Origin of the sequence: Aquabacterium sp. A7-Y, from assembly GCF_026153205.1 — a bacterium.
Taxonomy (GTDB): domain Bacteria; phylum Pseudomonadota; class Gammaproteobacteria; order Burkholderiales; family Burkholderiaceae_C; genus Caldimonas.
In genome coordinates this window covers 21,124-45,240 of the sequence record NZ_JAPFBW010000035.1, presented here as the reverse complement: position 1 = coordinate 45,240, position 24,117 = coordinate 21,124, and the positions used below count along the sequence as shown (strand labels likewise).

26 protein-coding genes are annotated in these 24,117 nt (G+C 68.1%); 6 read left to right on the top strand and 20 right to left on the bottom strand.

What is annotated here, in order from left to right; genetic code table 11:
* Positions 1 to 18: 18 nt before the first annotated feature.
* Entirely contained in the window at positions 19 to 1,770 is a 1,752-nt protein-coding gene (locus OOT46_RS25305; RefSeq protein WP_265406401.1) for a PHA/PHB synthase family protein, read from the bottom strand.
* Positions 1,771 to 1,894: 124 nt separating this feature from the next.
* On the opposite strand from OOT46_RS25305, the gene OOT46_RS30820 reads away from it, so the two are divergent.
* Positions 1,895 to 2,140: a universal stress protein gene (locus OOT46_RS30820; protein WP_322114293.1), complete on the top strand. Its 246-nt coding sequence runs from the start codon at positions 1,895 to 1,897 to the stop codon at positions 2,138 to 2,140.
* A gap of 42 nt (positions 2,141 to 2,182) precedes the next feature.
* Here the strand turns inward: OOT46_RS30820 and OOT46_RS25295 are convergent, their stop codons facing one another.
* From OOT46_RS25295 to OOT46_RS25285, 3 genes are all read right to left on the bottom strand, one after another.
* Complete coding sequence (locus OOT46_RS25295) at positions 2,183 to 2,353, bottom strand: hypothetical protein (protein ID WP_265406400.1); 171 nt, start codon at positions 2,351 to 2,353, stop codon at positions 2,183 to 2,185.
* A gap of 332 nt (positions 2,354 to 2,685) precedes the next feature.
* Positions 2,686 to 3,336, bottom strand: a complete 651-nt coding sequence (locus tag OOT46_RS25290; protein ID WP_265406399.1) for a BON domain-containing protein — start codon at positions 3,334 to 3,336, stop codon at positions 2,686 to 2,688.
* A gap of 138 nt (positions 3,337 to 3,474) precedes the next feature.
* Positions 3,475 to 3,894: an Hsp20/alpha crystallin family protein gene (locus OOT46_RS25285; protein ID WP_265406398.1), complete on the bottom strand. Its 420-nt coding sequence runs from the start codon at positions 3,892 to 3,894 to the stop codon at positions 3,475 to 3,477.
* A 514-nt stretch (positions 3,895 to 4,408) separates the two neighbouring features.
* Between OOT46_RS25285 and OOT46_RS25280 the strand changes: the two genes are divergently transcribed.
* Positions 4,409 to 4,936: a CBS domain-containing protein gene (locus tag OOT46_RS25280; RefSeq protein ID WP_265406397.1), complete on the top strand. Its 528-nt coding sequence runs from the start codon at positions 4,409 to 4,411 to the stop codon at positions 4,934 to 4,936.
* A 7-nt stretch (positions 4,937 to 4,943) separates the two neighbouring features.
* On the opposite strand, the gene OOT46_RS25275 is transcribed toward OOT46_RS25280, so the two are convergent.
* The 3 genes from OOT46_RS25275 to OOT46_RS25265 all read right to left on the bottom strand — a co-directional run bounded on the left by OOT46_RS25275 (position 4,944) and on the right by OOT46_RS25265 (position 7,117).
* Entirely contained in the window at positions 4,944 to 5,306 is a 363-nt protein-coding gene (locus tag OOT46_RS25275; protein WP_265406416.1) for a hypothetical protein, read from the bottom strand.
* A gap of 160 nt (positions 5,307 to 5,466) precedes the next feature.
* Positions 5,467 to 5,802 carry an HPF/RaiA family ribosome-associated protein gene (locus OOT46_RS25270; protein ID WP_265406396.1) on the bottom strand — a complete coding sequence of 112 codons (336 nt, stop codon included), beginning with the start codon at positions 5,800 to 5,802 and terminating at the stop codon, positions 5,467 to 5,469.
* Positions 5,803 to 5,932: 130 nt separating this feature from the next.
* The gene (locus tag OOT46_RS25265; protein WP_265406395.1) at positions 5,933 to 7,117 is read right to left on the bottom strand and encodes a S1C family serine protease; all 1,185 of its coding nucleotides are present in this window, start codon (positions 7,115 to 7,117) and stop codon (positions 5,933 to 5,935) included.
* A gap of 398 nt (positions 7,118 to 7,515) precedes the next feature.
* Between OOT46_RS25265 and OOT46_RS25260 the strand changes: the two genes are divergently transcribed.
* From OOT46_RS25260 to OOT46_RS25245, 4 genes are all read left to right on the top strand, one after another.
* Complete coding sequence (locus OOT46_RS25260) at positions 7,516 to 8,340, top strand: universal stress protein (RefSeq protein WP_265406394.1); 825 nt, start codon at positions 7,516 to 7,518, stop codon at positions 8,338 to 8,340.
* A 139-nt stretch (positions 8,341 to 8,479) separates the two neighbouring features.
* Positions 8,480 to 9,130 carry a BON domain-containing protein gene (locus tag OOT46_RS25255; RefSeq protein WP_265406393.1) on the top strand — a complete coding sequence of 217 codons (651 nt, stop codon included), beginning with the start codon at positions 8,480 to 8,482 and terminating at the stop codon, positions 9,128 to 9,130.
* A 71-nt stretch (positions 9,131 to 9,201) separates the two neighbouring features.
* Positions 9,202 to 9,678 (top strand): universal stress protein, encoded by a 477-nt coding sequence (locus OOT46_RS25250; RefSeq protein WP_265406392.1) that lies wholly within the window; start codon positions 9,202 to 9,204, stop codon positions 9,676 to 9,678.
* Between the two features lie 189 nt (positions 9,679 to 9,867).
* Complete coding sequence (locus tag OOT46_RS25245) at positions 9,868 to 10,884, top strand: Crp/Fnr family transcriptional regulator (protein ID WP_265406391.1); 1,017 nt, start codon at positions 9,868 to 9,870, stop codon at positions 10,882 to 10,884.
* Between the two features lie 42 nt (positions 10,885 to 10,926).
* On the opposite strand, the gene OOT46_RS25240 is transcribed toward OOT46_RS25245, so the two are convergent.
* Genes OOT46_RS25240 through OOT46_RS25180 form a run of 13 tightly spaced genes read right to left on the bottom strand, consistent with a single transcriptional unit; the run spans position 10,927 to position 24,001 of the window.
* Positions 10,927 to 12,546 (bottom strand): AAA family ATPase, encoded by a 1,620-nt coding sequence (locus tag OOT46_RS25240; protein ID WP_265406390.1) that lies wholly within the window; start codon positions 12,544 to 12,546, stop codon positions 10,927 to 10,929.
* 22 nt (positions 12,547 to 12,568) lie between these two features.
* Complete coding sequence (gene hypE, locus OOT46_RS25235) at positions 12,569 to 13,618, bottom strand: hydrogenase expression/formation protein HypE (protein ID WP_265406389.1); 1,050 nt, start codon at positions 13,616 to 13,618, stop codon at positions 12,569 to 12,571.
* Positions 13,615 to 14,745 carry a hydrogenase formation protein HypD gene (gene hypD / locus OOT46_RS25230; RefSeq protein ID WP_265406388.1) on the bottom strand — a complete coding sequence of 377 codons (1,131 nt, stop codon included), beginning with the start codon at positions 14,743 to 14,745 and terminating at the stop codon, positions 13,615 to 13,617. The genes hypE and hypD overlap by 4 nt, the downstream gene beginning before the upstream one ends.
* On the bottom strand, positions 14,742 to 14,981 hold the full coding sequence (locus OOT46_RS25225; RefSeq protein WP_265406387.1) for a HypC/HybG/HupF family hydrogenase formation chaperone: 240 nt from the start codon (positions 14,979 to 14,981) through the stop codon (positions 14,742 to 14,744). The genes hypD and OOT46_RS25225 overlap by 4 nt, the downstream gene beginning before the upstream one ends.
* Positions 14,972 to 17,308: a carbamoyltransferase HypF gene (gene hypF, locus OOT46_RS25220; RefSeq protein WP_265406386.1), complete on the bottom strand. Its 2,337-nt coding sequence runs from the start codon at positions 17,306 to 17,308 to the stop codon at positions 14,972 to 14,974. The genes OOT46_RS25225 and hypF overlap by 10 nt, the downstream gene beginning before the upstream one ends.
* A 7-nt stretch (positions 17,309 to 17,315) precedes the next feature.
* Positions 17,316 to 18,140, bottom strand: coding sequence for a hydrogenase nickel incorporation protein HypB (gene hypB / locus OOT46_RS25215; RefSeq protein WP_265406385.1), 825 nt, complete (start codon positions 18,138 to 18,140; stop codon positions 17,316 to 17,318).
* Positions 18,137 to 18,469 carry a hydrogenase maturation nickel metallochaperone HypA gene (locus tag OOT46_RS25210; RefSeq protein ID WP_265406384.1) on the bottom strand — a complete coding sequence of 111 codons (333 nt, stop codon included), beginning with the start codon at positions 18,467 to 18,469 and terminating at the stop codon, positions 18,137 to 18,139. The genes hypB and OOT46_RS25210 overlap by 4 nt, the downstream gene beginning before the upstream one ends.
* Positions 18,470 to 18,481: 12 nt before the next feature.
* Positions 18,482 to 18,877 (bottom strand): response regulator, encoded by a 396-nt coding sequence (locus OOT46_RS25205; RefSeq protein ID WP_265406383.1) that lies wholly within the window; start codon positions 18,875 to 18,877, stop codon positions 18,482 to 18,484.
* A complete protein-coding gene (locus tag OOT46_RS25200; protein WP_265406382.1) occupies positions 18,874 to 19,383 on the bottom strand; it encodes a hydrogenase maturation protease in 510 nt (169 codons plus the stop codon). Before OOT46_RS25200 ends, OOT46_RS25205 begins: the two co-directional genes overlap by 4 nt.
* Positions 19,380 to 20,846 (bottom strand): Ni/Fe hydrogenase subunit alpha, encoded by a 1,467-nt coding sequence (locus OOT46_RS25195; RefSeq protein WP_265406381.1) that lies wholly within the window; start codon positions 20,844 to 20,846, stop codon positions 19,380 to 19,382. The genes OOT46_RS25200 and OOT46_RS25195 overlap by 4 nt, the downstream gene beginning before the upstream one ends.
* A gap of 3 nt (positions 20,847 to 20,849) precedes the next feature.
* Positions 20,850 to 21,392 carry an NADP oxidoreductase gene (locus OOT46_RS25190; RefSeq protein ID WP_265406380.1) on the bottom strand — a complete coding sequence of 181 codons (543 nt, stop codon included), beginning with the start codon at positions 21,390 to 21,392 and terminating at the stop codon, positions 20,850 to 20,852.
* Positions 21,393 to 21,416: 24 nt separating this feature from the next.
* On the bottom strand, positions 21,417 to 22,139 hold the full coding sequence (locus OOT46_RS25185; protein WP_265406379.1) for a 2Fe-2S iron-sulfur cluster-binding protein: 723 nt from the start codon (positions 22,137 to 22,139) through the stop codon (positions 21,417 to 21,419).
* On the bottom strand, positions 22,136 to 24,001 hold the full coding sequence (locus OOT46_RS25180) for an NADH-ubiquinone oxidoreductase-F iron-sulfur binding region domain-containing protein (RefSeq protein ID WP_265406378.1): 1,866 nt from the start codon (positions 23,999 to 24,001) through the stop codon (positions 22,136 to 22,138). Before OOT46_RS25180 ends, OOT46_RS25185 begins: the two co-directional genes overlap by 4 nt.
* Positions 24,002 to 24,117 lie beyond the last annotated feature (116 nt).

The window sequence follows — 24,117 nt, the reverse complement described above, 5'->3', positions numbered from 1 at the left end:
TTGACCGCTGCGACACCACTAGATCTGGTGTACGTAACTGCCCGGCGCGTCACCGAGCAGCCGTTCTCCAGTCGCCTCTCGTTCGAGACGCTCCACCGGCACCTGCGGGCCGGAGTGCTCGGCCAGCCACCGCTGCCAGGTCGGCCACCAGGACCCGGGCCGCAGCTCCGCGCTGTCGTACCAGGCCTGCGGGTCGCGGTACGGGGCATCGGCCTCGCGAATCGCCACCCGGTGGCTGGCGTGCGGATGCGCCGCTTCGCCTTCCGGTGGGTTCACGATCCCGACGTTATGACCGCCGCTGCTCAGCACGAACTGCAGGTCCCCGTCGGTCAGGAGGTGCACCTTGTACACCGAGCGCCAAGGCGATACGTGGTCGCGCTCGGTCGCCACCACGAACAGAGGCAGGCGAATGTCCTGCACTGCCACCGGCCGCCCCTGCACCTCGTAGCATCCCTCGGCGAGTTCGTTGTGGAGATAGAGCCGCCGCAGGTACTCGCTGTGCATGCGCTGAGGCATGCGGGTCGCGTCGGCATTCCAGGCGCGCAGGTCGGTCAGCGGCGTCCGGTTGCCCATCAAGTACTCGTGCACGAGCTTCGACCAGACCAGGTCCTTGGAGTTGATCAATGCGAAGGCGCCGGCCATCTGGCGCCCGTCGAGGCAGCCACGCTCGGCCATCAGGTCCTCCAGGAAGGCCACCTGGCTCTCGTCGATGAACAGGCCGAGTTCCCCAGGCTCCTCGAAGTCGATCTGCGCCGCCAGCAGCGTGAGCGTCTTCAAGGGCGTTGCCGACGATCGCGCCAGCGCCGCCGCCGCCATGGCCAGCAGCGTGCCGCCCAGGCAGTAGCCGACCCCGTGCACGCCGACATCCGGGCAGCGGGCCGACACCTCGCGCAAGGCAGTCAGGACGCCCAGCTCGAGGTAGTCGTTGAGGCAGAGGTCTCGGTCCGACGCGTCCGGGTTCTTCCAAGAAATCATGAACACCGTGTGGCCCTGCCCGACCAGATACCGGACCAGCGAGTTCTGGGGCGACAGGTCGAGGATGTAGAACTTCATGATCCATGCCGGCGCCAGCAGCACCGGCTCAGGGTGCACCGACGGTGTCGCCGGGTCATAACGGATCAGCTCGATGAGTCGGTTGCGGAACACCACCTTGCCCGGCGTGATGGCCACCGAGCGTCCCGGTTTGAACTGCTCGACGCCGGCCGGCGCGCCGTCCGTGCACACGGCGACCGCGTCGCGCCACCAGTTGGACAGGCCCTGCACGAGGTTGCGCCCACCCGTGTTCCACGTCTCTTCGAGGACCTGCGGGTTGGTCGCGACGAAGTTGGACGGCGACCACATATCCAGCCATTGCCGTACCACGAACTCGGTCACCTGCTCGTGGTGCATGGAGACACCGCGCACGCCGGTGGTCGCTTCGTGCCACCACTGCTGGATCAGCAGGAAGGCCTGGGCCTGCCAGTCGAACGGATGCCGGTCCCACTGAGGCGGGGCGAAGCGCTTGTCGCGCTGGATCTCCGCGCAGGACTGCGCCGTCGGATCGAGCATCGAGTCTCGCACGCACAACAGCCATAACAGCTGCTTGCGCAGGGCGCTCTCGATCAGCGTCGCCTGCTTGCCCGGTGAAAAGCCGAGGTGGATCAGCCAGTCCTCGAGAGCGGCCGTGATTGCCGCCGGGGAGGTGCCGTGCGTCGCGCGCCCGATCCAGCCTTTCAGGACTGCGTCCAGCGGGTGGTGGAAGGAACGGGAGGGACTGGCGTCGGTCGTCATGGGGGCCCCGGTCGGTTGCTTGAATCAGCCGCCATGGTCGTGCACCGGGGGGGCCGCCCGCTTGATCTACCTCATGCCGCAAGGGTCGGCCGAGCGAAGGAACCGCGCATTCGTGCCGAGCCCGGTGAACACGAAGCGGTTCAGCGGGCGGCCGGTGCTCGTGCTGCCGTACTCCGGCAGCTTCGCGGGCCTGGGGCAGAAGGTGCTGGTGGCCTGGAACGGCAGCCGCGAGTCCGCCCGCGCGCTGAGCGACGCGCTGCCTCTGCTGCGGCGCGCCCGCGAAGTGCACCTGCAGTACTTCGACTCGCCCAGCGGCGCGGAGCTGCTCGGGTCGCGGCTGGGCGACAGCTGTGCCTGGCGTGCCCGGTAGGGCGTGGCGGCCCAGGGCCACATCGACGTATCCGGTTCTGCGTCAGCGTGTCGGTCTTGTCCGAGCAGATGGTGGTGACCGACCCGCCGGCAGCGCCTCGGGAACGGCGGCGACGGCCAGGCTGATCGCCGTCAGCCCCATCAGCATCCAGGGCTCGCCGCGCAGCAGGCTGGTCAGGACAATCAGCGCGCAGACGGCCAGCACGGCAAGCAACAGGCGCCGCCCGAAGACGGCCAGACGCCGCTCGCCTTGACCCCGAACAATGATCCGACCCAATTTATTCTTTGGGCTTGCCGCCGTCCAGGATCCGAGGGTCGTGGGATTGCCGGCTGCACCGCCGGCGCGGCAAGGCCAAAGAGACCGGCTCGCGTCATATCCCGGTCCCAAAGGGCACACTGGCGACGGAAATCATTCGGAGGCCCCGGCCTGGGCGGTGTGAGGCGATCTCTCTTGACCCGGGTGCTTTGCGCTCAAGGTGGTGCCGTCCTTGGACGGTACCCTCGCCTTCTACCGGCTTTCGCGAACGCTCTCCCATGCAGCGACGCTTAGCCGATGACGAGACGGTTGATCACCGTGCGCACGCCCGGGGCCGCCCAAGCCGCTGCCCGCGCCGCCTCGCGCTCGTGCCAAGAGTGCACCGTTCCCCGGAGCGTGACCGCGTTGCCGTCCATGTCGATCGTGATGTGCTTTGCCTGGCGCTCGGCCTGACGGGTCAAGGCATCCTGGATCCGATGCTGCAGATCCGGTGGTGTTGGGCGATGCTTGAGGCTGATCTCGTTGCTGATGCCGACGACGCCCCGCAGCGCCCTGACTGTTCGCTCGGCGCTATGGCGCTGGAAGTCCCAGCCGACCTCACCCTGCAAGGTGATCCAACCCTGGTGCACCACCACTCTCACCGCGTCTGCTGGCAGGACCGTGTTCCACTGGAGCGCCATTTCGGCAGCATGCGCGAGCTCCGTGTCGCTGCGCATTGCCTCCGGTTCCAACCGGACGTCCAGCTCAAGAGCGATCGCCTGTACGCCCTCTAGGCGGCGCAGCGCCTTCTCGATGCTCGATCGCTCCGTGTAGGAGTCCAGTTGGCCGCTGAGGGTGACAACACCATCCTTGACCGCCACGCCGATCGCGGTTGACTTGATGGCCGGATCCCACGCCAGTTCGGCTTCTACATCTTGCTTCAGTTCCGCGTCCGATTTCATGAGCTTTGGTCCTTTCGGGTGACATGAATTTCGGGCTCGCTTCAACCCCGTTCGTTGCCGATGGGCGTCGAAAGCGGCCCCAGTTTCTGAATGCCATCATGGGCAGTGCGGCTTGCCGACGGCCGACACGGCGCGACGCTACTCGATCGCGATGCTGTGCCCGCCGGCACCGTCACGCTTTGGCAGCGTCAGCCTCAGGACCCCGTCTTCCAGCGTGGCGCGCACCTCTTTCTCGTCGATCTCATGGGCGAGAGAGAAGCCACGTGAGGCACTGCCGACATAGGTCTCCTTCACCAGCACGCGGCCGCCTTGGCGTTCTTCCCGCTCGCGTTTGACATCGGCGGCGATGGAGACGAAGTTCCGGTCTACGCTCACCCGGATGTCTTCCTTCTTTGCGCCCGGCACGTCGGCGCGTACCAGGTAGTCCTTGTCGTTCTCGATGAGGTCCAGCTTGATGTCCCCCGGCACTTCGTCCGCAAGCGCGAGAGGTCGAGCGAAGCGGCGGAAGAAGTCGGGAAACAGCTCGTCGAATCGTTCCAGGCGTGTTAATGCACCCATGATGTGGCTCCTTGACGGTGGGTTGGGAAGCGTGGAGGACTGCGATGAACTCAATGTAGTAAGCGCTGCGGCCGGGTCTTTGCGCCTTGTCAACTGCGCCGCAGCCAGATGCACTGCTCGGGGTGGGCCGGGCAGACGGCCCCAAGGCATTGCGCTTCGTCAAACCGGGAGGAGGGTCGCGACCTAGAGTTGTTGAAGCCGTGCACCGCACCTTGCACTGCTGATTCACCTTGAAGGAAAGTCGTCATGAAACACATCGTGCCGGCCGTGGCGGCGTCGTTACTCGCGGTGCTCGTTGGCTTCTCATGCATCAAGCCGAAGCTGCCCGGGTCGCCCCAGCCGCCCCGACCGAAGGTGGAGGCCACGCCGTCCGCGCCTCCATCTGCTGTGCCGAGAGCGACGGCCTCGGTGGCTTCGCGGCCGCCCTGAAACCTTTCCACGCGATCGGTCGTTCGGCTGCGGTAGAGCCGGCTACCGAGTACACCTGCATCACGATCTACTTGAGGAGAATCGCATGGATGTCAGCTCCATTTGTCAACGTGACGTGGTCACCATCGATCGGGACATGAACCTGCAGGATGCCGCAAGGCGAATGCGCGACGAGCACGTGGGCGCCTTGGTCGTCACTGCGGCGGACAGCAGCGGGACGACGGTCATCGGAGTGGTCACCGATCGCGACCTGACCATTGAAGTGCTCGCCCAAGGGCATGACAGCGCCAGTCGGCCGATTTCGAAGCTGGTCAGCGGTCGCCTGGTGGCCGTTCCTTCGGAAGCAACCCTGTCCGACGCCATTGCGGCCATGGAGAGCGAAGGCGTGCGGCGCCTGCTCGTCACCGGGCCCCACCGAGAACTGGTCGGCATCGTGTCGATCGACGACCTGATCGAAGCCTGGGCCTCGGACATGACCAGCTTGGCGCAGTCGCTGCGCAAGTCCCGTGAGCGCGAGGCCAAGGCGGCATTGCCGGCTTCCCTCAGCGTCGATGGCGTACCGCTCACCCTGCCCTACGAGGCGCTGATCCCCGCATGGCAACGGGCTCATTGAGTGCTCATCAGCGTTGCTCGCGCGAACCACGCAGCGCCTGCTGCTGCAGCGGTGGCACCGCTGTCCCGGTCAGTGCGAGCAGCCGGGACTCGTCGAGCGTTTCCTCCTGCATGAGGGCCTTCACGCACCGGACCAGCATCCCGCGGCGTGCCTGTAACACGGACGTAGCGCGTGCCATGCAGTCATCCAGGAGGGTGCGGACCGCCTCGTCGATCCGCCGCGCCGTGAGCGGACTGACCGGGTGAGCCGCCTGCGCCGCGGCGCCGTCCCGACTTTCCGCGGAAGGCAAAAAGGCCGCCGGACACCGGGAAGACGCCGCGCACCTTCCAGAGGGCGTCGAGCTCGTCGGTGAAGATGATCGCGGGGGCATTGCCGGGCGCCTCTTGCTGCGTCCGATGCCGAGCATCCCCTCCCTGCCCAGACGCCCGGCGGCTCCTCGTGCGGAATAGGAACACCGGCGCCGCAATCCACACCCGTCGCGAGGGGCTCTTCATGGGGGCCGCCTCGTCAGCGATTGGCCCCCTTGCTGTTCAAGCTCCCCAGCCGGGACATGAGGAGGTGGGGCGCAACACCGACAGCCCGTGCAGTTCCCGGCCCATATCGACAAACGCGTCGCGGAGCGCCAGGTAGGGGTCATCGTTCCTGACGTCGTTGACGGTCACATGGTACCCGGGCAGCGTGGCATCGATGCAGACGCCGAACGGCTTGCTGCCGCCCGGGCACGCGGGCAGCTGCTGCAGGACAACACGACAGTGCACGAGTTCTTCGTGACGGCGCACCAGCTTGTTGGCCTTTTCTTGCGCAACGGTCAACAAGGCTGGTCGCGGCTCGACACCGTCGAAGGTGATATCAAGGGGAAGATCCATACGGCCTCTCAAGTTCTGACGCGCCGTCTCGGCAATCGACTCAATATAGACAGCTGGGACGATTGACTATTGATCTACGACAAATCGCATCCGCATCGCGACGGCCTAAGACCTTGCTGGCCGGGGTCGATCAGTCGACCCACAGGCGCTTGTAGCGGCCGCCGCGGTAGACCGTCATCGAGGTGCCTTGAGCCGTGCGCAGGTCGAGCAGCATGCGCACCAGATCGGCACTCTCGCCGATCGGCTCCCCGTTCATGCCCACCACGATGTCGCCCACCTGTAGACGCAAGGCTTCGGCGAGACCGCCGCGACTCACCTCCGTCACGAGGGCGCCGCTTGCGTAGGCTCGGCCCGCCCGGTGCGCCACCGGGGCCGCCACGTCCTCGAAGCGCGCACCGACCGGCGGGCGGACGATGCGGCCGGTACTGCGCAGTTCCTCGGCGATCTGCCTGACGATCTCGATCGGAATGGCGAGCCCGAGGCCTGGCGAGCCGAGACCTCCTACCACCAGGCGCAGGTTCATCCCGACGATCGCACCGGAGGCGTCCAGCAGGGCCCCGCCGGAATTGCCCGGATTGAGGGCCAGATCGGTCTGGATGAAGAGGACCTCGCGATCCTGGACAAAGTGCCGGTTCATCCCGCTGACGATGCCCGACGTCACCGAACGGTCCAATCCATAGGGGTGGCCGAGTGCCAAAACCCAGTCTCCCAGGCGCAGTGCCACCGATTGCCCGAACAGCGGCGTCAATGGACGAGGCAAAGCGACGCGCAGCAGGGCGATGTCCGTGTCCGGATCGAGGCCGACCAGCTCAGCGCGAAGGACCTGCTGATCGTAGAGTTGTACGAGGATGACCTCGGACTCGCTTACCACGTGTCCGGCCGTCACGATCAAACCCTCGGGATCAATGATGAAGCCGGCACCGATCGTCGCCTGCTCAGCTTCCAAGTCGGGAGAGGTCGGAGCCGGCCTCGGCTTCCGAGCTCCTGAAAGCCTGACCGGCGTGACAGTGGGGCCGCTCGACTTCGACAGCAAGTCGTTGTCGTCGACTTCCCTCTGGCCGACACCGTAGACCCCCACGGCAACCGGCAAGCTCCGGCTGACCGCGGTCGCAAAGCCGTCAGGAGCGAAGGACGGATGCTCGGTGGAGCTTGCCTGCGGGGCCCGCGGCAGCCCGCCTCCGCATGCAGCCAGCCCGACGGCTGTAGCGAGCAGCGCGAGCCCGATCCGGCGACGGGCTGCCGTCCGCAGCCTGCGCCACAGCGTGGGTGACGCCAGCGAGTGACGGTCAGAAACCTGTTGGACTTGCCGCTTCATGCGCATTTCCGGGGGTGGGGACTGCCCGGATCTTGGGTCGTCTGCGACTGGCCGCGGTTGATATGGGTCAAGCCCGCGCCGCGCCTCGTGGCGGTGCACTCGCCACCCGACTGGGGTCGGTCGCATCGTCATCACGGGCTTGGCGATGTACGGTGAACCGCCGTTTTGCTTCGGTGACATGCTGCTGTGACTCTCGATCCGGCCTGCCACGCGACGGAACCGACGCCGCCCTCCGTCCGCGCCCGATATGCTCCGGCGATCAGCCTGACTTGATGAAGCGCAAAACCCCAGCATCGGTTGTCGACGACGCTGGTGTCCTACTGCCGCATGACCCTGGACCACCACCGTTGGAGTCCACATCCAAGAGGCGGCCTCTCAGTCCAAACAGGAGCGTCGACATGAGCTACCAGACCGTCCTCGTGCATCTCGACGATACGCCGAGGTGCTCGCTCCGCGTCCAACTCGCGGCGCAACTGGCGTTGCTGCACGGCAGCCACCTGGTGGGTATCGCACCCACCGGTCTCGTCAACTTGCCCGCGGAAGTCGGGTCGGACATCCTGCAACAGCAGCAGGTCGAACTGGGTCAGAACGCAACGCGACTGACCGATCGTTTCGCGCTGGAGGTGCAAGGCGCCGGCCTATCGTCCTTCGAGGCGTCCATTGTCGAGAACGAGCCACTGCCGGCCGTGGTCATGCGAGGACGCTGCTGCGATCTGGTAGTCGTCGGAGCGACCGATCCCGAAGTGCGGCGGCAACTCGCTGCCAAGGACTTTCCGGTGCAGGTGGTGCTGGAAACCGGACGACCGGTACTGCTCATACCCCACAAGGGGGAATTCGAGACATTGGGCCAACGGGTGATCGTCGGCTGGAGTCCCGGCCGAGAGACCGCGCGTGCGCTCTCGGACGCCCTGCCCTTCCTGAAACAGGCGACGGAAGTCCATCTGCTGTTCATCGATGTCGGCGATGATCCTGGGCGCGAAGCCCGTCAGCAACTGCAGTGGGCGGACGCCTCGCTGCGCCGTCATGGCATCACCGCTCACACCGAGGTGCTGATACGGGATGTCGACCCCGGGCAGGCCCTGCTCGCGGCAGTCGGCGATCGGAAAGCCGACCTTCTCGTGATGGGAGGCTATGGACATTCCCGGATGGCCGAATTCGTCTTCGGTGGAACCACCCGTACCGTCCTGGCTCGCATGGCGGTGCCCGTGCTGATGTCGCACTGACACCTTGTTCTACCGACAGAACTTTGCTCCTGTCACGGGTTCACGCTGATGCCTCCTGACTGATATGGCGCAAGACACCCCCTCGCGTCTGCCTAGATTGGTAAAGCGTTGCCCTTCTCCTCTCGAAAGGAAGACCGTCATGAAGACAGATACCGAAATGAAGCGCGATGTGGAAGCCGAACTCGCCTGGGATCCCGCGATTCGATCGGAAGGGATAGGCGTCGCCGTGAAGGACGGCGTCGTCACACTGAGCGGCCGCCTTGAAACGTATGCCGAGAAGTGGGCCGTAGAGAAGGCGCTGCGTCGCCTCACTGGGATAAAGGCTGTGGCCCTTGAGCTGGAGGTCAAGCTCTCACCGGATCACCGTCGCAGCGATACGGACGTCGCTCGCGCTGCCGAGATGGCGATCCAGTGGAACGCTGGCCTGCCACCCGACAAGATCCGGGTCACAGTCGACAAAGGCTGGATCACCCTCGAGGGCGAGGTCCAATGGGACTACCAACGGGTCAATGCCGAGAAGGCCCTGCGCAATCTGACCGGCGTCCTGGGCATCAACAATGAAATCTCCTTGGAGCCGAAGGCCACGCCCGAGGACCTGGAACGACGGATCCGCGAGGCGCTCACCCGGCAGGCGGTGCGGGAGGCCCAGGACATGGAGATCCGGGTCACGGACAATGTCGCCACCTTGCGCGGCCAGGTGAACTCCTTGCGCGAACGTCAGGCTGCCTTCGGCGCCGCTTGGTCTGCTCCTGGCATCCGCGCCGTGGTCAATCAGCTGACGGTCCGCTAACCCGAGGCATTTCCGCTCTGCTCTACCGACCGCCGGTCGGATGGAAGTCCGCCGGCGAAGGAGATTCGCGCATGTACCAGAGGATGCTTCTACCCTTCGACGGAAGCCCGGCCGCTGAACGGGGCCTGCGTGAAGCCATCGCACTCGCTGTGGACCAGCACGCGGCGCTGCGCATCGTGCACATCATCGACTTGCATCCCTTGCTGATGGGCGCCACCTCGTCCGTCAGCTACGAAGGCTTGCAACGCACCATGCGAGAGTATGGTCAGGCGATGGTGAACAAGGCCGCCCGTACAGCAAGTGAGGCCGGCATTGCAGTGGAGACGGCGCTTCGCGAAGCGACGCCCGGCGAACGCACGGCTGAAGCCATCCTGGCGGAAGCCGCCGATTCGGGCTGCGACCTCATGGTGATGGGGACGCACGGTCGGCGCGGGCTGAGCCGCTGGATGTTGGGCAGCGATGCTGAGCTGGTGGCACGCAGCAGCCCGATTCCCGTGCTGCTGGTGAAACCTCCCGACGCAGCCGCGCTCCATCAAGCCCACCCATAGTGCGTCTTCGTGGCGTCCGACCTCCCCGTTCACCGCCCCGACGCGGCGGGATTCCACGGTTCCGGCTGCCGTCCCAGACGCTCATACACACCGGACACAAACCATTTACCGAGCCTTACCGAGCGTCGGGGCGCATTGCCAAGAAGTTCACACGAGTCGCCTAGGCTGAAAGACATTGGAGGATCAGCCATGGAACTTTCGCCTTGCAGCGCCGCGTCCGGCGGCCACCCCCTGTCGGTCGGAACAGCCAAGACGCCGAGGCGCCTGCCGGCGCAGGCGAGTGTCGAGGCCATCGCCGACACCCTGCGTTTGTTGGAAGAGCGGCTGCCCATCCACCGCCGTGTGGTGCATGCGGGGGACTGTCTCTACCGAGCGGGGGAGCGATTCGAGCGGCTGTCGGTGCTGCACTCGGGGTTGTTCAAGCTCGTCGATCTCACCGCGGATGGGCGAGAGCAGGTGGTGGCCCTGCACTTCAAGGGAGATTGGATGGGGTTCGACGGCATCGCGAGCGGCCGATATGGTTGTGAGGCCGTCGCGATGGACACGGGCGAAGTATGGACCTTCCGCTACGACTCGCTGATTCGCGCCTGCACCGATTGCCCTGCCCTTCTGAATGCCCTGCATGCAGCCATGAGCCGGGAAATGGTCCGGGACCGGGACTTCCAGATGACCTTGTGCACCCTGCCGGTGGATGCCCGTGTGGCCGAGTTCCTGCGCTACTGGATCGATGCGCTGATACGTCGCGGGCAGCGCACCGACCGCCTCACCTTGCGCATGAGCCGCGCCGAGATCGGCAGCTACCTGGGCATGACGCTGGAAAGCGTGAGCCGCGCGTTCTCCAGGCTGGCTCGCGAACAGGTCATCCGTTTCGAATCGAGCGCACGTCGCGAAGTGCACATCCCTGACCTCGGAGCGCTCGAAGGCTTCGTGCTGCGCAGTCTCGTGCCCAACGCCAAAGCGAACAGGCACCTCCTCAAGGACGTTGCGGTCGTCCCTGTCATGGGCAATCGCGGCGCGGCCAATGCCGTCGCCGAGATCAGCCAGCGGCTGGGGCGAACACCGCTCATGAGTAGCGCGTTCACCGCTCGGGAGGTCGAGGACGGCAGTTGCATGCCCCGCCTGAGGGCCTTCGGCCGGGCGGTGCAGGACGCGGAGGGCGGCGGGCCGGTCAGGCGCGCCGCGACATGGTCCCCCCAATCGGCATGAGCGCAGGTCCGGGCTGAGCCACAGACCCAATTGCAATGGGGGTCAAACAGGACGCCGACCCTCTGCGCCATCCGCCGCTTCCGCCCCAGTCCCAGGGAGCCACCTTCCCACGATGTCCCGAAGGCGGAGCGGGTTCGATGTGTCGACCACCACGGCACGCATACGTTCGCCATCGTCGAGAGCCTCGATCCGACTCCATTGCCTGGCGAGCACCGTCTCATCGGCATCGGACGCGTCACGCCCTTCCACCCGCCTGACGCGTACCCGCTCTTGCAGCGTTGGCGGCGCGGCTTCGCATTGCACGATCAGGAAGGGGACACCTCGATCTCGTGCCATCCGCTCGAACCGCTGTCGTTCCTCGCGTCGCAAAAATGCCGCGTCGACGATGGTCGGATAGCCGGCGTCCAGGGACAGGCCAGCGAGTGCCAACAGGCGGTCATAGGTCCGCTGGTTCGCGGCGTCGTCGTAGAGCGCGGCTGTCTGCGCGCCGGTCTCCGCACGCTGCGCGGGCCGCATCCCGAACAGCCGCTTGCGCTCGACATCCGAGCGCAGCCGTACCGCGCCTGTCAGCTCCAGAAGCCTCCCGGACACCCAGGTCTTGCCGGATCCCGACACGCCATGCATCAGCAGCAGTGGCCCGCGATGCCGGATGAGCAGCTGCCGCGCAAGCTGCAAGTAGTCCGGCCGGCCCGCCGACGTCTCGGCTTGCTGAGCGGCCTGAATCCCAAGGACCAGCCCGCGCACCAGGGCCCGATGCATCATGTAGAAATGCAGCACCGGCAGGGCCTGGTGGTCTCCGGTGTGGTCGAGCCACTCGTTCAGAGCGCGCCAGGCGAGATCCGAGCGTCCGTGCGCGGCCAAGTCCATGGCGAGGAACGCCAGGTCGTTCGCCACGTCGATCCATCGCAACGCGGGCGCAAACTCGAGGCAGTCGAATGCAACCGCCTCGTCGCCCAGTACCACCACATTGCCCAGATGGAGGTCGCCATGGCACTCCCGCACGCGGCCGGCCGCGCGGCGCGCCGCCCACGCCGGTGTCAGGACGCGCGCCTGCTCTGCCAGCCAGGTATCGAGGCCGCTGACGTCCCTGCCCAACGCCCGCAAGCCTTGCAGAGTCGCATCGGCTCCGGCCGCGACGACTTCTGCGGACCCATGGGCGGTGTGCGGGTCCGCAACCGGTGCCGTTTCATGGAACGTCGCGAGCCGCCGAGCCAGGCGGTCGATGAGCGATGAGGGCACTGCGTCGGCGGCCAGTCGCTCGCTCAACAGCGCGCCGGCGGGAAAGCGCCGCATCCACACGACGTAGTCGAGGTCCGGGCCGTCTCCACCTAGACGCGGCTCGTCCGAGGTGCCCCGCACGGGCAGCACCGACAGGTACAGCGTCGGCGCCAAGCGCTGGTTCAGCCGCAGTTCTTCCTCGCAGTAGCAACGCCGTGCGTCCAGCGTCCTGAAGTCGAGAAATCCCAGACACACCGGCTTCTTGAGCTTGTAGGCGAAGCGACCGGCCAGCAAGACCCAGGACGCATGCGTTTCCAGGAGTTCGACCGCACCGGCTGGATCCGACGCTTCGAGATGACGGCGCAAACCCTCGACCACGTGTCGCCCCTCCTGCAGACGGGCCGCCTCCTCGGCACCTGCCTGGCTCTTCAGCACGTCTCCCACCACCGGCTCTCCTTCCTGCCCTTCAGCAGATCCGCGGCAGCTGTTCGCCCCACAGCCAGTCGACCACCCGCTCACCGCCAAAGCCGGTGCTCATGCGGACGAGTTGCTGCGCATCTGTCACCACCGTGCCGATCAAGGCCGCCTCCCGGCCTAGCGGGTGGGAGCGCATCGAGGCCAGCACGCCGGGCCCGGCCTCCTCCGCCACAATAGCCACCAACTTGCCCTCGTTGGCGACATTGAGCGGATCCAGACCCAGCAGTTCGCAGGCGGCAGCCACCTCGCGACGCACCGGCAGCGCCGCTTCATCGAGCACGATGCCCACCCCCGACTGGCAGGCCAGCTCGTTCAAGGTCGCCGCCAGACCGCCGCGGGTCGGGTCGCGCAGGCAATGCAGCGCGGGGCCGTGCCGCGCCGCCATCGCGGCGACCAGTCCGTGCAAGGCGGCCGAGTCCGACACGATATGGGTGTCGAATCCGAGGTTCTCGCGCCCTGACATCACCGCCACGCCGTGATCCCCGAGGGTGCCCGACACAAGCACGACATCCCCTGGCCGGGCGCGGTCGCCCGAGACGTGGACGCCCGGGAGGACACAGCCCACGCCCGTCATCGAGACGAACACGCCGTCGCCCTTGCCACGCTCGACCACCTTGGTGTCGCCTGCGACGACCGCCACAGCGGCCTCGCGCGCGGCCCGTCCCATGCTGTCGGCAATGCGCTGCAGGTCGGCCAAGGCAAAGCCTTCTTCGATGATGAAGCTCGCCGACAGCCACAGCGGCTGGGCACCCCCCATCGCGAGGTCGTTCACCGTGCCGTGTACCGCGAGCCTGCCGATGTCACCACCCGGGAAAAACAGCGGCGAGACCACGTAGGCGTCGGTCGTCATGACCAGTGGTCCCTGCATGGGCGGCAGCAAGGCGTGGTCGTTGCCCTGGCGCAGCCACTCGTTGTCCAGCGCGGCCTGGAACACCTCGGCGATCAGTTGCCGCGTCGCGCGCCCCCCGGCGCCGTGGCACAGCTCCACGCGCCCCTCCTGAAGGTCCAGGCGTGACCTCCGCGGACGACCGGTTGTCATTGGGCACGCTCCCGCGACCGACAGCGGCCGTAGGTCCAGGCCGCGGCGCAGGCGCCCTCCGACGACACCATGCAGGCACCGACAGGCGTCTCGGGCGTACAGGCGACGCCGAACAGCTTGCAGTCCCGCGGCTGCTTGGCCCCGCGCAGGACGGCCGGGCACTCGCAGGCCGGATGATCGGGGGCCGGCTGGTACTCGATGCCGAAGCGCCGTTCGGCGTCGTGCTCGGCCCAGCCTTCGGACAGCGCCAACGCGCTGCGCGGCAGCACGCCGAGCCCGCGCCACTCGAATGCCGGCCGGGTGGAGAACGTGGCGGCCATGAACTGCTGAGCGCGGCGGTTGCCGTCGCGGGTGACGGCCCGGGTGTACTGGTTCTCCACCTCGCAACGCCCCTCGTTGAGCTGTCGCACCAGCATCAGGACGGCCAGCAGGACGTCCAGCGGCTCGAAGCCCGCGACCACGACCGGGCGGCCGCCCTCCCCCGCGAACCTCTCGTAGGGTCGGGTGCCGATCACGGTGCTGACATGCGCCGGGCCGACGAAACCATCGATGCGGACCGGGCCGCCTGGGCCCTTCGCCGCGATGATGGCTTGCATCGCCGGGGGCGTCATCACGTGGTTGCACAGCACGCTGAAGTTGCGCAGCCCGGCCGCGCGCGCAGCGTGCAAGGCCACCGCCGTCGCCGGCGTGGTGGTCTCAAAACCGATTGCCAGGAACACCACCTCCCGCGACGGCTCCGCCCGGGCGATGGTGAACACATCGCTGGTGGCGTAGACCATGCGGATGTCGCAGCCCTCGGCCTTGGCCTGCATCAGGCTGCTGCGGTGGGAGCCGGGCACCCGCATCAGGTCGGCGTAAGTGCACAGGATCACCTCGCGGCGACGTGCCAGCGCGATGGCGCTGTCGATCCGGCCGGTGGGGAGCACGCAGACGGGACAGCCAGGTCCGTGGATCATGCGCACCTGGGGCGGCAGCACGTCCTCGATGCCGTAGCGGGCGATCGTGTGGGTGTGACCACCGCAGAACTCCATGAAGGCGTAGTGCCGCGCCGGATCGACTTCCTCCTTCAGCGTGGCGGCCAGCCGACGTGCCATCCCTGCATCGCGGAACTCGTTGACGAACTTCATCCGGCGTCCCTCCCGCCGTCAAGCACCCCGCCCTGGGCCAGCAGTGCCAAGGTCAGCCTAGCTTCCTCCGGGTCCAGGCGGCACAACGCGTAGCCGACGTGCAGGATCACGAAGTCGCCGGGCCGCACCGCGTCGAGCAAGGCCACCGAGACGACCTTGGTGACGCCGTCGAGCGATACGCGCGCGGTATCGCCCGGCAGAAGCTCGACGACCTCGACCGGGATGGCTAGGCACATGGCGGCCCCTCCTGCCCGATGACACCTTGCCGGGCGATCCAGGCCTGGCCGAGCGACAAGCCGCCGTCGTGGCAGGGCAGCGCGCTCGCGTGCAGGCTCTCGATGCCCTGCGCAGCCAGCCGCTCATCGAGGCCGGCGCTCAGGATCGCGTTCAGGAAGCACCCACCGCCGCAAGCCACCCGGCGGACGCCGGTGCGCTTCGCTGCCCGGACGACCCAGTCCGCCAGCGCCTCGATCAGCGTGCCATGGAACAAGGCGGCGCCCAGCGGCTGCCCTGGCGGCCCGAGGTCCGCAAGGCAGGCCATCAGCGGCAGCAGGGACAGGGTCTCGCCCTGCAGCTGCCAGCCATCGGGGAGACTTTCGGTCTGTGCGACCCGGGCCTCGAGTTCCATCGCCGCCTGGCTTTCGTAGCTGCTGACCTCGCGAACGCCCAGCAGCGCCGCGGCGGCATCGAAATAGCGGCCGCAACTGGAGCCCGACGGCACGAGCCGCGGGCGGTCCAGCAGCGCCGCGAGCCTGCCCGCCTCCGGCTGCTCGGCAAAGCGGCTGGCGATCTCGGCGCCGCGTCCGAGCTGGTGCAGGATGGCGGCACCCAGGCGCCACGGCTGACGGGCGGCTCGGTCGCCGCCCGGCTGCGGCAGCGCTGCCAGGTGACCGAGCCGCGTAAAGCGCCCGCCCTCGATCAGCAGCAGTTCACCGCCCCAGCTCGTGCCGTCGCTGCCCAGTCCATGCCCGTCGAGTGCCAGGCCCAGCAAGGGGCCGCGAGCGAGATGCTCCGCCGCGACGGCAGCGATGTGGGCCCGGTGGTGCTGCACTGCCAGGTGCGGCAAGCCGGTGTCCAGGGCATAGCGGGTCGCGTGATAGTCCGGATGGAGGTCGTGGGCCACGAGTTCGGGTTCCACGCCGAGCAAGTCGCACAGATGGTGCACCGTCTCGTCGAAAAAGCGGCGTGTCGCCGCGCGGTCGAGGTCACCGATGTGCTGCGAGACAAAGGCCTCGCGCCCCCGCGTGAGGCAGACGGTGTTTTTCGACTGCCCGCCGACGGCCAGCACGGCGGGGCCGTCGGCGCCCAGATCGATTGGATCAGGGACATGACCGCGGGCGCGCCGCACCAGCCGGGGCTGTCCCCGGACCAGCAGGGTGACCGAGTCGTCACAGCGGGCGACGATCGGACGGTCATGCGTGACCACGAGGTCCGCGATGCCGGCAAGTTGCCGCTGGGCGTCGGCATTGTCGGCCAGCAACGGGTCCCCGCCGAGGTTGGCGCTGGTCATCACCAGGGTCAGCGCAGGCCGGCGCTCGCGCCCGCCGGCTGCCGTGCTGCCCGGCGGCGGCTCGAACAGCAGGTGCTGCAGCGGTGTGTGCGGCAGCATCAGGCCGATGCGGGCGAGGCCGGGTGCGACGGAGGCAGCCAGGCGCTCCGTGTCCACGGGATCGGCTCGGCGACGCAGTAGCACGATGGGCCGCGCCGGCGCCGTGAGCAGCGCTGCGCCAGCCTCATCCAGCTCGGCCCACCGGCCGGCCGCGGCCAGGTCGGCCACCATCACCGCGAAGGGCTTGGCATCCCGGCCCTTCACGACACGCAAGCGCGCGACGGCGGCCTCGTTGCACGCCATGCAGGCCAGGTGGAAGCCGCCCAGCCCCTTGAGCGCGACAATTTGACCGGCCTGCAAACGGTCGACGATTTCGTCCACCGGATGGCTGAGCCGCGGACCGCAGCGCGGGCAGGCCGTGGCCTGCGCATGGAAGCGACGGCTGTCCGGGTTGCGGTAGTCGTCCGCGCAGGCCGGACACATCGGGAAATCGGCCATGCCAGTGTTGCAGCGGTCGTAGGGCAGGCTCCGCGTCAGGCTGTACCGCGGACCGCAGTGCGTGCAAGTGACGAAGGCATAACGGTAGAAGCGGCTGTCCGGGTCGCGCAACTCGTCGAGGCAGGCGTCGCAGCTTGCCGCGTCGGGCACGATACCGGTGGACGACGGCCCATTCCCGCTCGGCAGGATACGGAAGCCCTCCTCCATCCCCGGCTCCGAGGCCGGCTGCTCCTCCACCTCGATCGCGTTGACCCGGGCCAGCGCCGGCGGCTGGTCCCTCAAAGCTGCCAGGAAGACCTGCCGGTCGGCCCCTTCGACTTCGATCAGCACGCCCTCGGCGTCGTTGCACACCCAGCCGCCGAGCCCCAACCGGGTTGCGAGCCCATGGACCCAGGGACGGAATCCGACACCCTGCACCGCACCACGCACCCGAACCCGAACCCGAACCCGCGGCGACGCTGTCGTGGGGGCCTGAGACAGGGCCTGGCCGGAGCAAGAAATCTGCGGGCTCGACATGCTTGCCTCACCGCGGTAGCACTGCGGTCTCCACCGCGGCAGCGCGCTGTCGTTCGATCCAGGCCTGCCAGTCGCCCAGCCCGGCGCCCGTCCGCACCGACACGGCCAACACCTCCAGTCCGCTGCGCACCCGGTGCGCATGGGCGATGCACCGCTCCATGTCGAAATCCACGTGCGGCAACAGATCGAGCTTGGTCAGCAGCAGCAGGTCCGCCGCCGCGAACATGTGCGGGTACTTCAGGGGTTTGTCCTCCCCTTCGGTGACCGACAGCAGCACGACCTTGCGGTGCTCGCCCAGATCGAAAGCGGCCGGGCACACCAGATTGCCGACGTTCTCGATGAACAACAGTCCGCCCTGTGGCGGCCCGATGCGATCCAATGCGTGCCCCACCATGTGGGCGTCGAGGTGGCAACCCCGTCCGGTGTTGATCTGCACCGCCTGCGCTCCAGCGTGTCGGATGCGCTGCGCGTCCAGCGAGGTCTGCTGATCGCCTTCAATCACGCCGACGGTGCTGCGGCCGGCCAGCGCGCCGACCGTGCTCACCAGCAGGGACGTCTTGCCTGCGCCCGGACTCGACATGAGGTTGAGCGTCAAGCACCCCGCGGCCTGCAGCCGCCGCCGGTTCGCGGCCGCGAAGGCCGCGTTTCGCGAGAGGATGTCGCGCTCGACCTGCACCGTGCGCGCGCCGTCCATGCCCGCGGCGTGAACGGAGTCAAGGCGCAGCGCGTCCTCCCCGGCATGGACGTGATCCCCTGCGGGATGTCCGTGCTCCAGCAGAGTGTCATGCTCGTGGTCGGCGTGGGCCTCGCATCCGCAGATCGTGCACATCATTCCACCTCCAGTTCGGTCAGCTGCAACTCGTCGCCCGCCTCGAGGCGGAGCGGGCCACTGCCGCAGCGGGGACAGGGGGCGTGACGCTCGTTTAGCGCCACGCCGCATTGGCAGTTCGGGCACCAGCCCACGCCTGGCACCACGTGGATGTCGAGACAGGCGCCCTCCGCCGGGGTTCCGCGAGCCGCTGCGTCGAAGCAGAAGCGCAAGGCTTCGGGCGCCACGTGGCCCAAGGCCCCGAGCTTCACGTGCACCCGCGCGGCACGCTGAAAGCCATGCTGGAGCGCCTGCGCCTCGATGAGCAGCACCAGTTCTTCGGTGATCGACATCTCATGCATCCTTCAACCCCCTGCCTGCCCCGATGGGTCGACCGCGAGGCGCATCCTGAGTGTTTGCACCACGACGGCGGCATCGACCGGCTTCAGGAAGAAGCCCGAGATGCCGAGTTCCTGCAATCCGACACCGCCGACCAGGGCGTCGCCCGCCGTGCTGAGCAGGTAGAAAGGCGTGTCGTCCGCCCCGCCCTGCCCGAGGGGCTCGATCTGCTCCATCGGCAAGTCGGCCAACACCGCGTCGAAGCACACGCGTGCCGCCGTCCGCGCACCCTCGCGGCGGTCGACCGCCTCTCCGACCGAGAAGCCCGCTGCCTCCAAGGCGTTTCTCAAGGCCGCCCGCGCGTGGGGATCGGCATCGATCAGCAGCACGGTTCTGCGGCGCTCGCCCCAGCCGACGTTCATGGGGCCTCCCCGCTGCCGACCACCAAGCCGCGGCGCAGGCAGACCAAGGCCTGAGAGAGATTCGCCTGAGCCGCGCTGCCGAGCCCCTCGCCGAGGTCGAAGCGGTAGCCGCGTATGCCCATCAGCCAGGCCTCGGGTGACCTGCCCCAGTAGCGTTCGCACAGCGCGAGGACGGCATGAGGGGACAGGAGATGGCTGGTGAAGCTCGCCTCGCCGTCCGGGGCCACGCGGGCCAAGTGGTAAGGCCCCGGCCCTGTGCGGTCCGCGTCGACGAACCAAACCACATCGGCCGTCGAGAGCTCAAGCGCGTCCTCGACCACCAGCTGGTAATTGTTGGACACGGCGACGCCCGGAATCTGCCACCCCGCCACCGCGGCAGCCGCGGCCGGGCCCAAGCCATCGTCCTGCCGCCCCGGGTTGCCGTAGCCGATCACCCGCACACGCGCTGGGCCCGGCTCTCGCGGGGCGCCGGCTCCGCCGCCCGGCACGTGCCAGGGTGCGGTCATGATTTCACCCCCGTGTGCAGGACGTGACCGTCCGCATCCTCCAGCGTCGCCACCAGCGGCATCTGCCCCAAGGCATGCGTCGCGCACGACAGGCAGGGGTCGAAGGCCCGGATGGCGACCTCGACGTGGTTGAGCAAGGCCTCCGTGATCTCACGGCCGGACAGGTAGTCGCGCGCCACCCGGGTGACCGCGCGGTTGATCGCCTCGTTGTTGCTGGTCGTCGAGACGATCAGGTTGGCCGCCGTGACGCGATCGTGCTCGTCCACGCGGTAGTGGTGGAACAGCGTGCCGCGCGGCGCCTCGATGCAGGCGATGCCCTCCGGCTGCCGCTCGCCCTGCGTGAGCAGCTCCTGGCCCTGCAACTCGTCGTCGAACAGCAACTCCCTGATCTTTTCCGCGCAGTGCACCAGGCAGATGTAGCGCGCCCAGTGGTAGGCCAGCGTCGCATGGACCGGGCGCCCGCCGCCCTCCGCGGCGAACTCCCGCCGCGCCGCCTCCGCCAGCGGCGTGTCGATGGCGTCGCAGCAATTGACTTGCGCCAGGGGGCCGACGCGGTACCAGCCCGCGTCGCGTCCGAGCGCCTTGAAGTGCGGGAACTTCATGTAGCTCCAGGGCCGCACTTCCTCGACCAGGTGCTCTCGGTAGTCCGAGGGGCTGACGCCGTCGAACAGCGTTCGCCCATCCGCATCCACGGACCGCAGGCGGCCGTCGTAGAGATCCATGCGCCCGTTCTCTCCGACCAGGCTCATGAAACTCGACTCGAACGCGGCGAAGTCGCGGTGCAAGGCGGCATGCCGGCGCACCAGCCGCTTGTGCAGTTCGAGCGCCTCGCAGCACCACGTGATGATCTGGTCGACGCCGCGGCGCAGCGCGTCGCGGTTCTCGATCGAGAGGTTCTGGTTGACCCCGCCGGGCAGGGCACTGCTCGGATGGATCTTGCGTCCTCCGGTCGCCTGGATGACCTCCTGCCCGAACTTGCGGATGAAGATCGCCCACTTGCCGACCTCCGGATAACGCTCCAGCACCGCGACGATGTGACGACGCTCGGCGGGTGCCCCGAAGCCGAACAGCAGGTCGGGAGAGGCGAGGTGAAACAGGTGCAAGGCGTTGGACTGCAGCACCTGCCCGTGGTGCATCAGACGCCGGACCTTCTCTGCCGTGGGCGTGAGCCTGCGGGCGCCCACGACCTGGTCCAGGGCCTTGGCGGCAGCCAGGTGGTGGCTGACCGGGCAGATGCCGCACAGCCGCTGCACGATCATCGGCACCTCCCAGTACAGCCGGCCGCAGATGAAACGCTCGAAGCCACGGAACTCCACGACGTGGAAGCGGGCCTGCGCCACCTCGCCCGCCTCGTCGAGGCGGATGGTGACCTTGCCGTGGCCCTCGACCCGCGTCACCGGGTCGATGACGATCTTGCGGGGGCCGCGGGCGGGCGGCGGGCTGGCGCTGGAGGGGTCGGCCATGACTCAGTCGTACTTGAGCAGCCGGTACGGCAGGCGGGGCGCCTGCCCCGTCAGCAGCGCCGTCAGCGCGGTCCAGATCGCGTCCGCGCTAGGCGGGCAACCGGGCAGGAAGCCGTCGATCTTGACGATCTCATGGCAGGGATAGACCCGGTCGAGCAGCAGCGGCAGGTCTTCGTCGTCGGGAATCGAGGCGCCGGCCTCGACCGTGGGGCCCCGCACGTAGGCTTCCTCCAGGCAAGCGCGCAGGCCGATGGTGTTGCGCAAGGCCGGCACCCCGCCGTTGATCGCACAGGCACCGACCGACACCAGCCATCGGCAGTGCTCCCGGAACTCGCGCAGCACCTGCACGTTGTGCTCGCTGGCACAGCCCCCTTCCACCAGCCCGAGGTCGACCGGGACGTCAAAGGCCTTCTTGTCGTCCAGTGGCGAGCGGTCGAGGTCGACCAGGTCGACCAGCTCGAGCAGACGCTCGTCGATGTCGAGCAGCGACATGTGGCAGCCGAAACAGCCGGCCAGTGAACAGGTGGCGAGTCGCGGTTTGGCCATGGATGCGCTCCTGGTAGACGGGGCTCAGTCTTTGAGCGGCTCGCGCCGGGCCTCGATATCGGCACCGATGGGTGTCTGGTCGTAGCGGCGCATCCCACGCGGCACCCGAAACGCGGTGCGCTTGACGCCGATGCAGCCGACCGGGCAGACCCGCACGGCCTGGTCGGCGGCCGCCAGGGCAGTGGCGTCGAGGTGGCCTTCGGCCTCCACCTTGAGGCGCATCCGTATCCCCCGGCCTTCGAAGCCGAACAGTGACTTGCCGTCCTCCAGGCGGGAGGCGCGGATGCAGCGCGAGCAGAGGATGCAGCGGTCGTGGTCGATGAAAACGTCCGGGTGGCTCCCGTCGAGTTCGCGCCGCGGCCAGAGGTAAGGCCAGCGCGGCACGGACATGCCGAGCCGGTAGCCCAGCGCCTGCAGCTCGCAGTCGCCGCTTCTCTCGCAGAAATGGCAGTAGTGGTTGCCTTCGATGAACAGCAACTCGACCATCGCACGGCGCTCGTCCTGCAGCTCCGGGGTGTCGTTCAGCACCACCTGGCCAGCGGCGGCCGGGGTGGTGCAGGCGCAGGCACGGCGACCGTCGACGAGACAAATGCAGACGCGGCAGTGGCCAGCCGGCGGGAGGTCGGGATGGTCGCACAGCCGCGGAATGTAGACGCCGGCGGCGTCGCAGGCTTGCAGGATGCTCTGCCCCGGTGCCGCCTCGACCGGGATGCCGTCGACGCGCAGACTGAAACGGCGAGCGCTCATGCCTTGACTCCCGGCGCTGGGCGGCTGCGCCCCTCCGCGCGGATGTTCGCCGCCTCCGAGAGCGCCGCCTCTATAGGCACACGCGGCAGGAAGGGCTCGGGGCGCAGCCGGGCCTCGTAGGCCTGCGGAAAGCTGCGCAAGGTAGACAGGATGGGCTGGGGCGCGGTCTGCCCCAGGCCGCATCGGCTGGTGCGCCCAACCAGCCCAGCGAGCGCTTCGAGCGACGCGACATCGCTCAGCGTGCCGCGGCCGGCGAGGATCTTCTCGAGGCCCTGCTGGAGCAGGGTGGTGCCGACGCGGCAGGGGGTGCACCAGCCGCACGACTCCTCCACAAAAAACTCCGTGAACTGCAGCGCGGTGGTCAGCACGTCGCGCTGCGGCCCGAACACCATGACCGAACCGCCCGTCGACAGGTCTTCGTAGGCGATGCACCGCCCGAAGTCCTTGGGCGCCACGCACTGCCCTGAGGGGCCGCCCACCTGGACAAACCCGGTCTCGGGCGCTCCCACCAGATCCAACAAGCGGTGCAGCGTCACCCCGAACGGCAGTTCGTACACGCCGGGGCGCTCGCAGTCCCCGCTGACGGACAGCAGCTTGGTCCCGGTGGACTCGGCCGTGCCGAGGCGGGCGAAGGCCGCAGCGCCGTGTTGCAGGATCCGGCTGACGCAAGCGAAGGTCTCGACATTGTCGACGGCGGTCGGCTGCTGCAGGTAGCCGCGTTCGGTGGGAAACGGCGGCCGGTCTCGGGGCGCGCCCCGCTTGCCCTCCAGCGATTCGATCAAGGCGGATTCTTCGCCGCAGACGTAGGCGCCGGCGCCGAGCTGTATCCGGATGTCGAAGTCGAAGCCCTCCATCCCGCCGGCCCGTCCCCCCAGCAATCCCGAGCGCCGCCGCTCGGCCAGGCAGCGCTGCAGGTCGTTCCACAGGTAGGCGTACTCGGCGCGAAGGTAGAGCAGGCCGCCCCGTGCCCCGACCGCGTAGCCGGCGATGGTCATGCCCTCGAACACCAGATCGGGCGCCTCGGTCAGCAGCACCCGATCCTTGAAGGTGCCGGGCTCGCCCTCGTCGGCATTGCAAACCACATGACGCTCGGGCGCTGCCACCCGCCGGCACAACTTCCACTTCAGGGCCGTCGGAAAGCCCGCGCCACCCCGCCCTCGCAACTGCGCCCGCGAGATCTCCTCGACGACAGCCTCTGGCTCACGCGCCAGCGCGGCCTGCAGGGCTTCGCCCAGCACCTGCGGGCCGCCGAGGACGGGGCCGGCCGCCACCAGGCTGCGCCCCACCCTGCCCTGAGGCAGGTGCAGTACGGCGCCCGCCAGATCGGCGAACAGGGGCGGACCCGCGTCGTCGACAAGCGGCAGGTCGGCGCTGTCACGCAGTGCCTGCACGAGCGGAACGGCATCGGCGGCTGTCAGGGAGGTGTACACGCGGCCGTTGACCAGCGCCGCCGGTTCCTGGTCGGCCATGCCGATGTCGCTGGTCCATGCCAAGGAAAACATGCCGTCCGCGGAAGTGCCGCCAAGCGGCGCCCCGGTGGCCTCGACCAGGGCACGCGCCAACAGTTCGGCCCCCTTCATCAGGGACACGGGTGTCCGCGACAGGCGAATCCGGAAGCGGCCCTTGGGCTCGCGGTCGAGGAAAGCATAAAAAGAGGTCATGTCCTCGACCGCGACGACCGGCATGCCCAGCGCCTTGGCCAGCATCGCCGCACGCGCCGCATCGATGCAGCCGGCACGCCGCTGCACGGCCTGCACCATGTCGAGCAGCCGCGTGCGGTCCCCGTCGAACCGGGCGACGATCGCAGTGACCTCGTCTTCCGAGAGATCGGCAGACAGTCCGCCAGGGTTGGGCTCGTTCATGCAGGCGCTCCTCGGTACGGCGACACGCCGGACGGCGTGCGCACACGATTTCGATCCATCCTGTCAGCCTGCCCGTCGCTTCGTTTGCGCAAAATCAAGTGCAGGCCAGCCTGTTG

Coding starts and splice junctions, on each gene's coding strand:
- hypB (WP_265406385.1), bottom strand. CDS start 18,140: ATGATGTGCACGATCTGCGGATGCGAGGCCCACGCCGACCACGAGCAT.
- OOT46_RS25290 (WP_265406399.1), bottom strand. CDS start 3,336: ATGAAATCGGACGCGGAACTGAAGCAAGATGTAGAAGCCGAACTGGCG.
- OOT46_RS25195 (WP_265406381.1), bottom strand. CDS start 20,846: ATGGCCGACCCCTCCAGCGCCAGCCCGCCGCCCGCCCGCGGCCCCCGC.
- hypD (WP_265406388.1), bottom strand. CDS start 14,745: ATGAAGTTCGTCAACGAGTTCCGCGATGCAGGGATGGCACGTCGGCTG.
- OOT46_RS25180 (WP_265406378.1), bottom strand. CDS start 24,001: ATGAACGAGCCCAACCCTGGCGGACTGTCTGCCGATCTCTCGGAAGAC.
- OOT46_RS25205 (WP_265406383.1), bottom strand. CDS start 18,877: ATGAACGTCGGCTGGGGCGAGCGCCGCAGAACCGTGCTGCTGATCGAT.
- OOT46_RS25270 (WP_265406396.1), bottom strand. CDS start 5,802: ATGGATCTTCCCCTTGATATCACCTTCGACGGTGTCGAGCCGCGACCA.
- OOT46_RS25250 (WP_265406392.1), top strand. CDS start 9,202: ATGTACCAGAGGATGCTTCTACCCTTCGACGGAAGCCCGGCCGCTGAA.
- hypE (WP_265406389.1), bottom strand. CDS start 13,618: ATGACAACCGGTCGTCCGCGGAGGTCACGCCTGGACCTTCAGGAGGGG.
- OOT46_RS25260 (WP_265406394.1), top strand. CDS start 7,516: ATGAGCTACCAGACCGTCCTCGTGCATCTCGACGATACGCCGAGGTGC.
- OOT46_RS25190 (WP_265406380.1), bottom strand. CDS start 21,392: ATGGCCAAACCGCGACTCGCCACCTGTTCACTGGCCGGCTGTTTCGGC.
- OOT46_RS25285 (WP_265406398.1), bottom strand. CDS start 3,894: ATGGGTGCATTAACACGCCTGGAACGATTCGACGAGCTGTTTCCCGAC.
- OOT46_RS25280 (WP_265406397.1), top strand. CDS start 4,409: ATGGATGTCAGCTCCATTTGTCAACGTGACGTGGTCACCATCGATCGG.
- OOT46_RS25255 (WP_265406393.1), top strand. CDS start 8,480: ATGAAGACAGATACCGAAATGAAGCGCGATGTGGAAGCCGAACTCGCC.
- OOT46_RS25275 (WP_265406416.1), bottom strand. CDS start 5,306: ATGCCCCCGCGATCATCTTCACCGACGAGCTCGACGCCCTCTGGAAGG.
- OOT46_RS25200 (WP_265406382.1), bottom strand. CDS start 19,383: ATGACCGCACCCTGGCACGTGCCGGGCGGCGGAGCCGGCGCCCCGCGA.
- OOT46_RS25265 (WP_265406395.1), bottom strand. CDS start 7,117: ATGAAGCGGCAAGTCCAACAGGTTTCTGACCGTCACTCGCTGGCGTCA.
- OOT46_RS25245 (WP_265406391.1), top strand. CDS start 9,868: ATGGAACTTTCGCCTTGCAGCGCCGCGTCCGGCGGCCACCCCCTGTCG.
- OOT46_RS25225 (WP_265406387.1), bottom strand. CDS start 14,981: ATGTGCCTAGCCATCCCGGTCGAGGTCGTCGAGCTTCTGCCGGGCGAT.
- OOT46_RS25185 (WP_265406379.1), bottom strand. CDS start 22,139: ATGAGCGCTCGCCGTTTCAGTCTGCGCGTCGACGGCATCCCGGTCGAG.
- hypF (WP_265406386.1), bottom strand. CDS start 17,308: ATGTCGAGCCCGCAGATTTCTTGCTCCGGCCAGGCCCTGTCTCAGGCC.
- OOT46_RS25305 (WP_265406401.1), bottom strand. CDS start 1,770: ATGACGACCGACGCCAGTCCCTCCCGTTCCTTCCACCACCCGCTGGAC.
- OOT46_RS25210 (WP_265406384.1), bottom strand. CDS start 18,469: ATGTCGATCACCGAAGAACTGGTGCTGCTCATCGAGGCGCAGGCGCTC.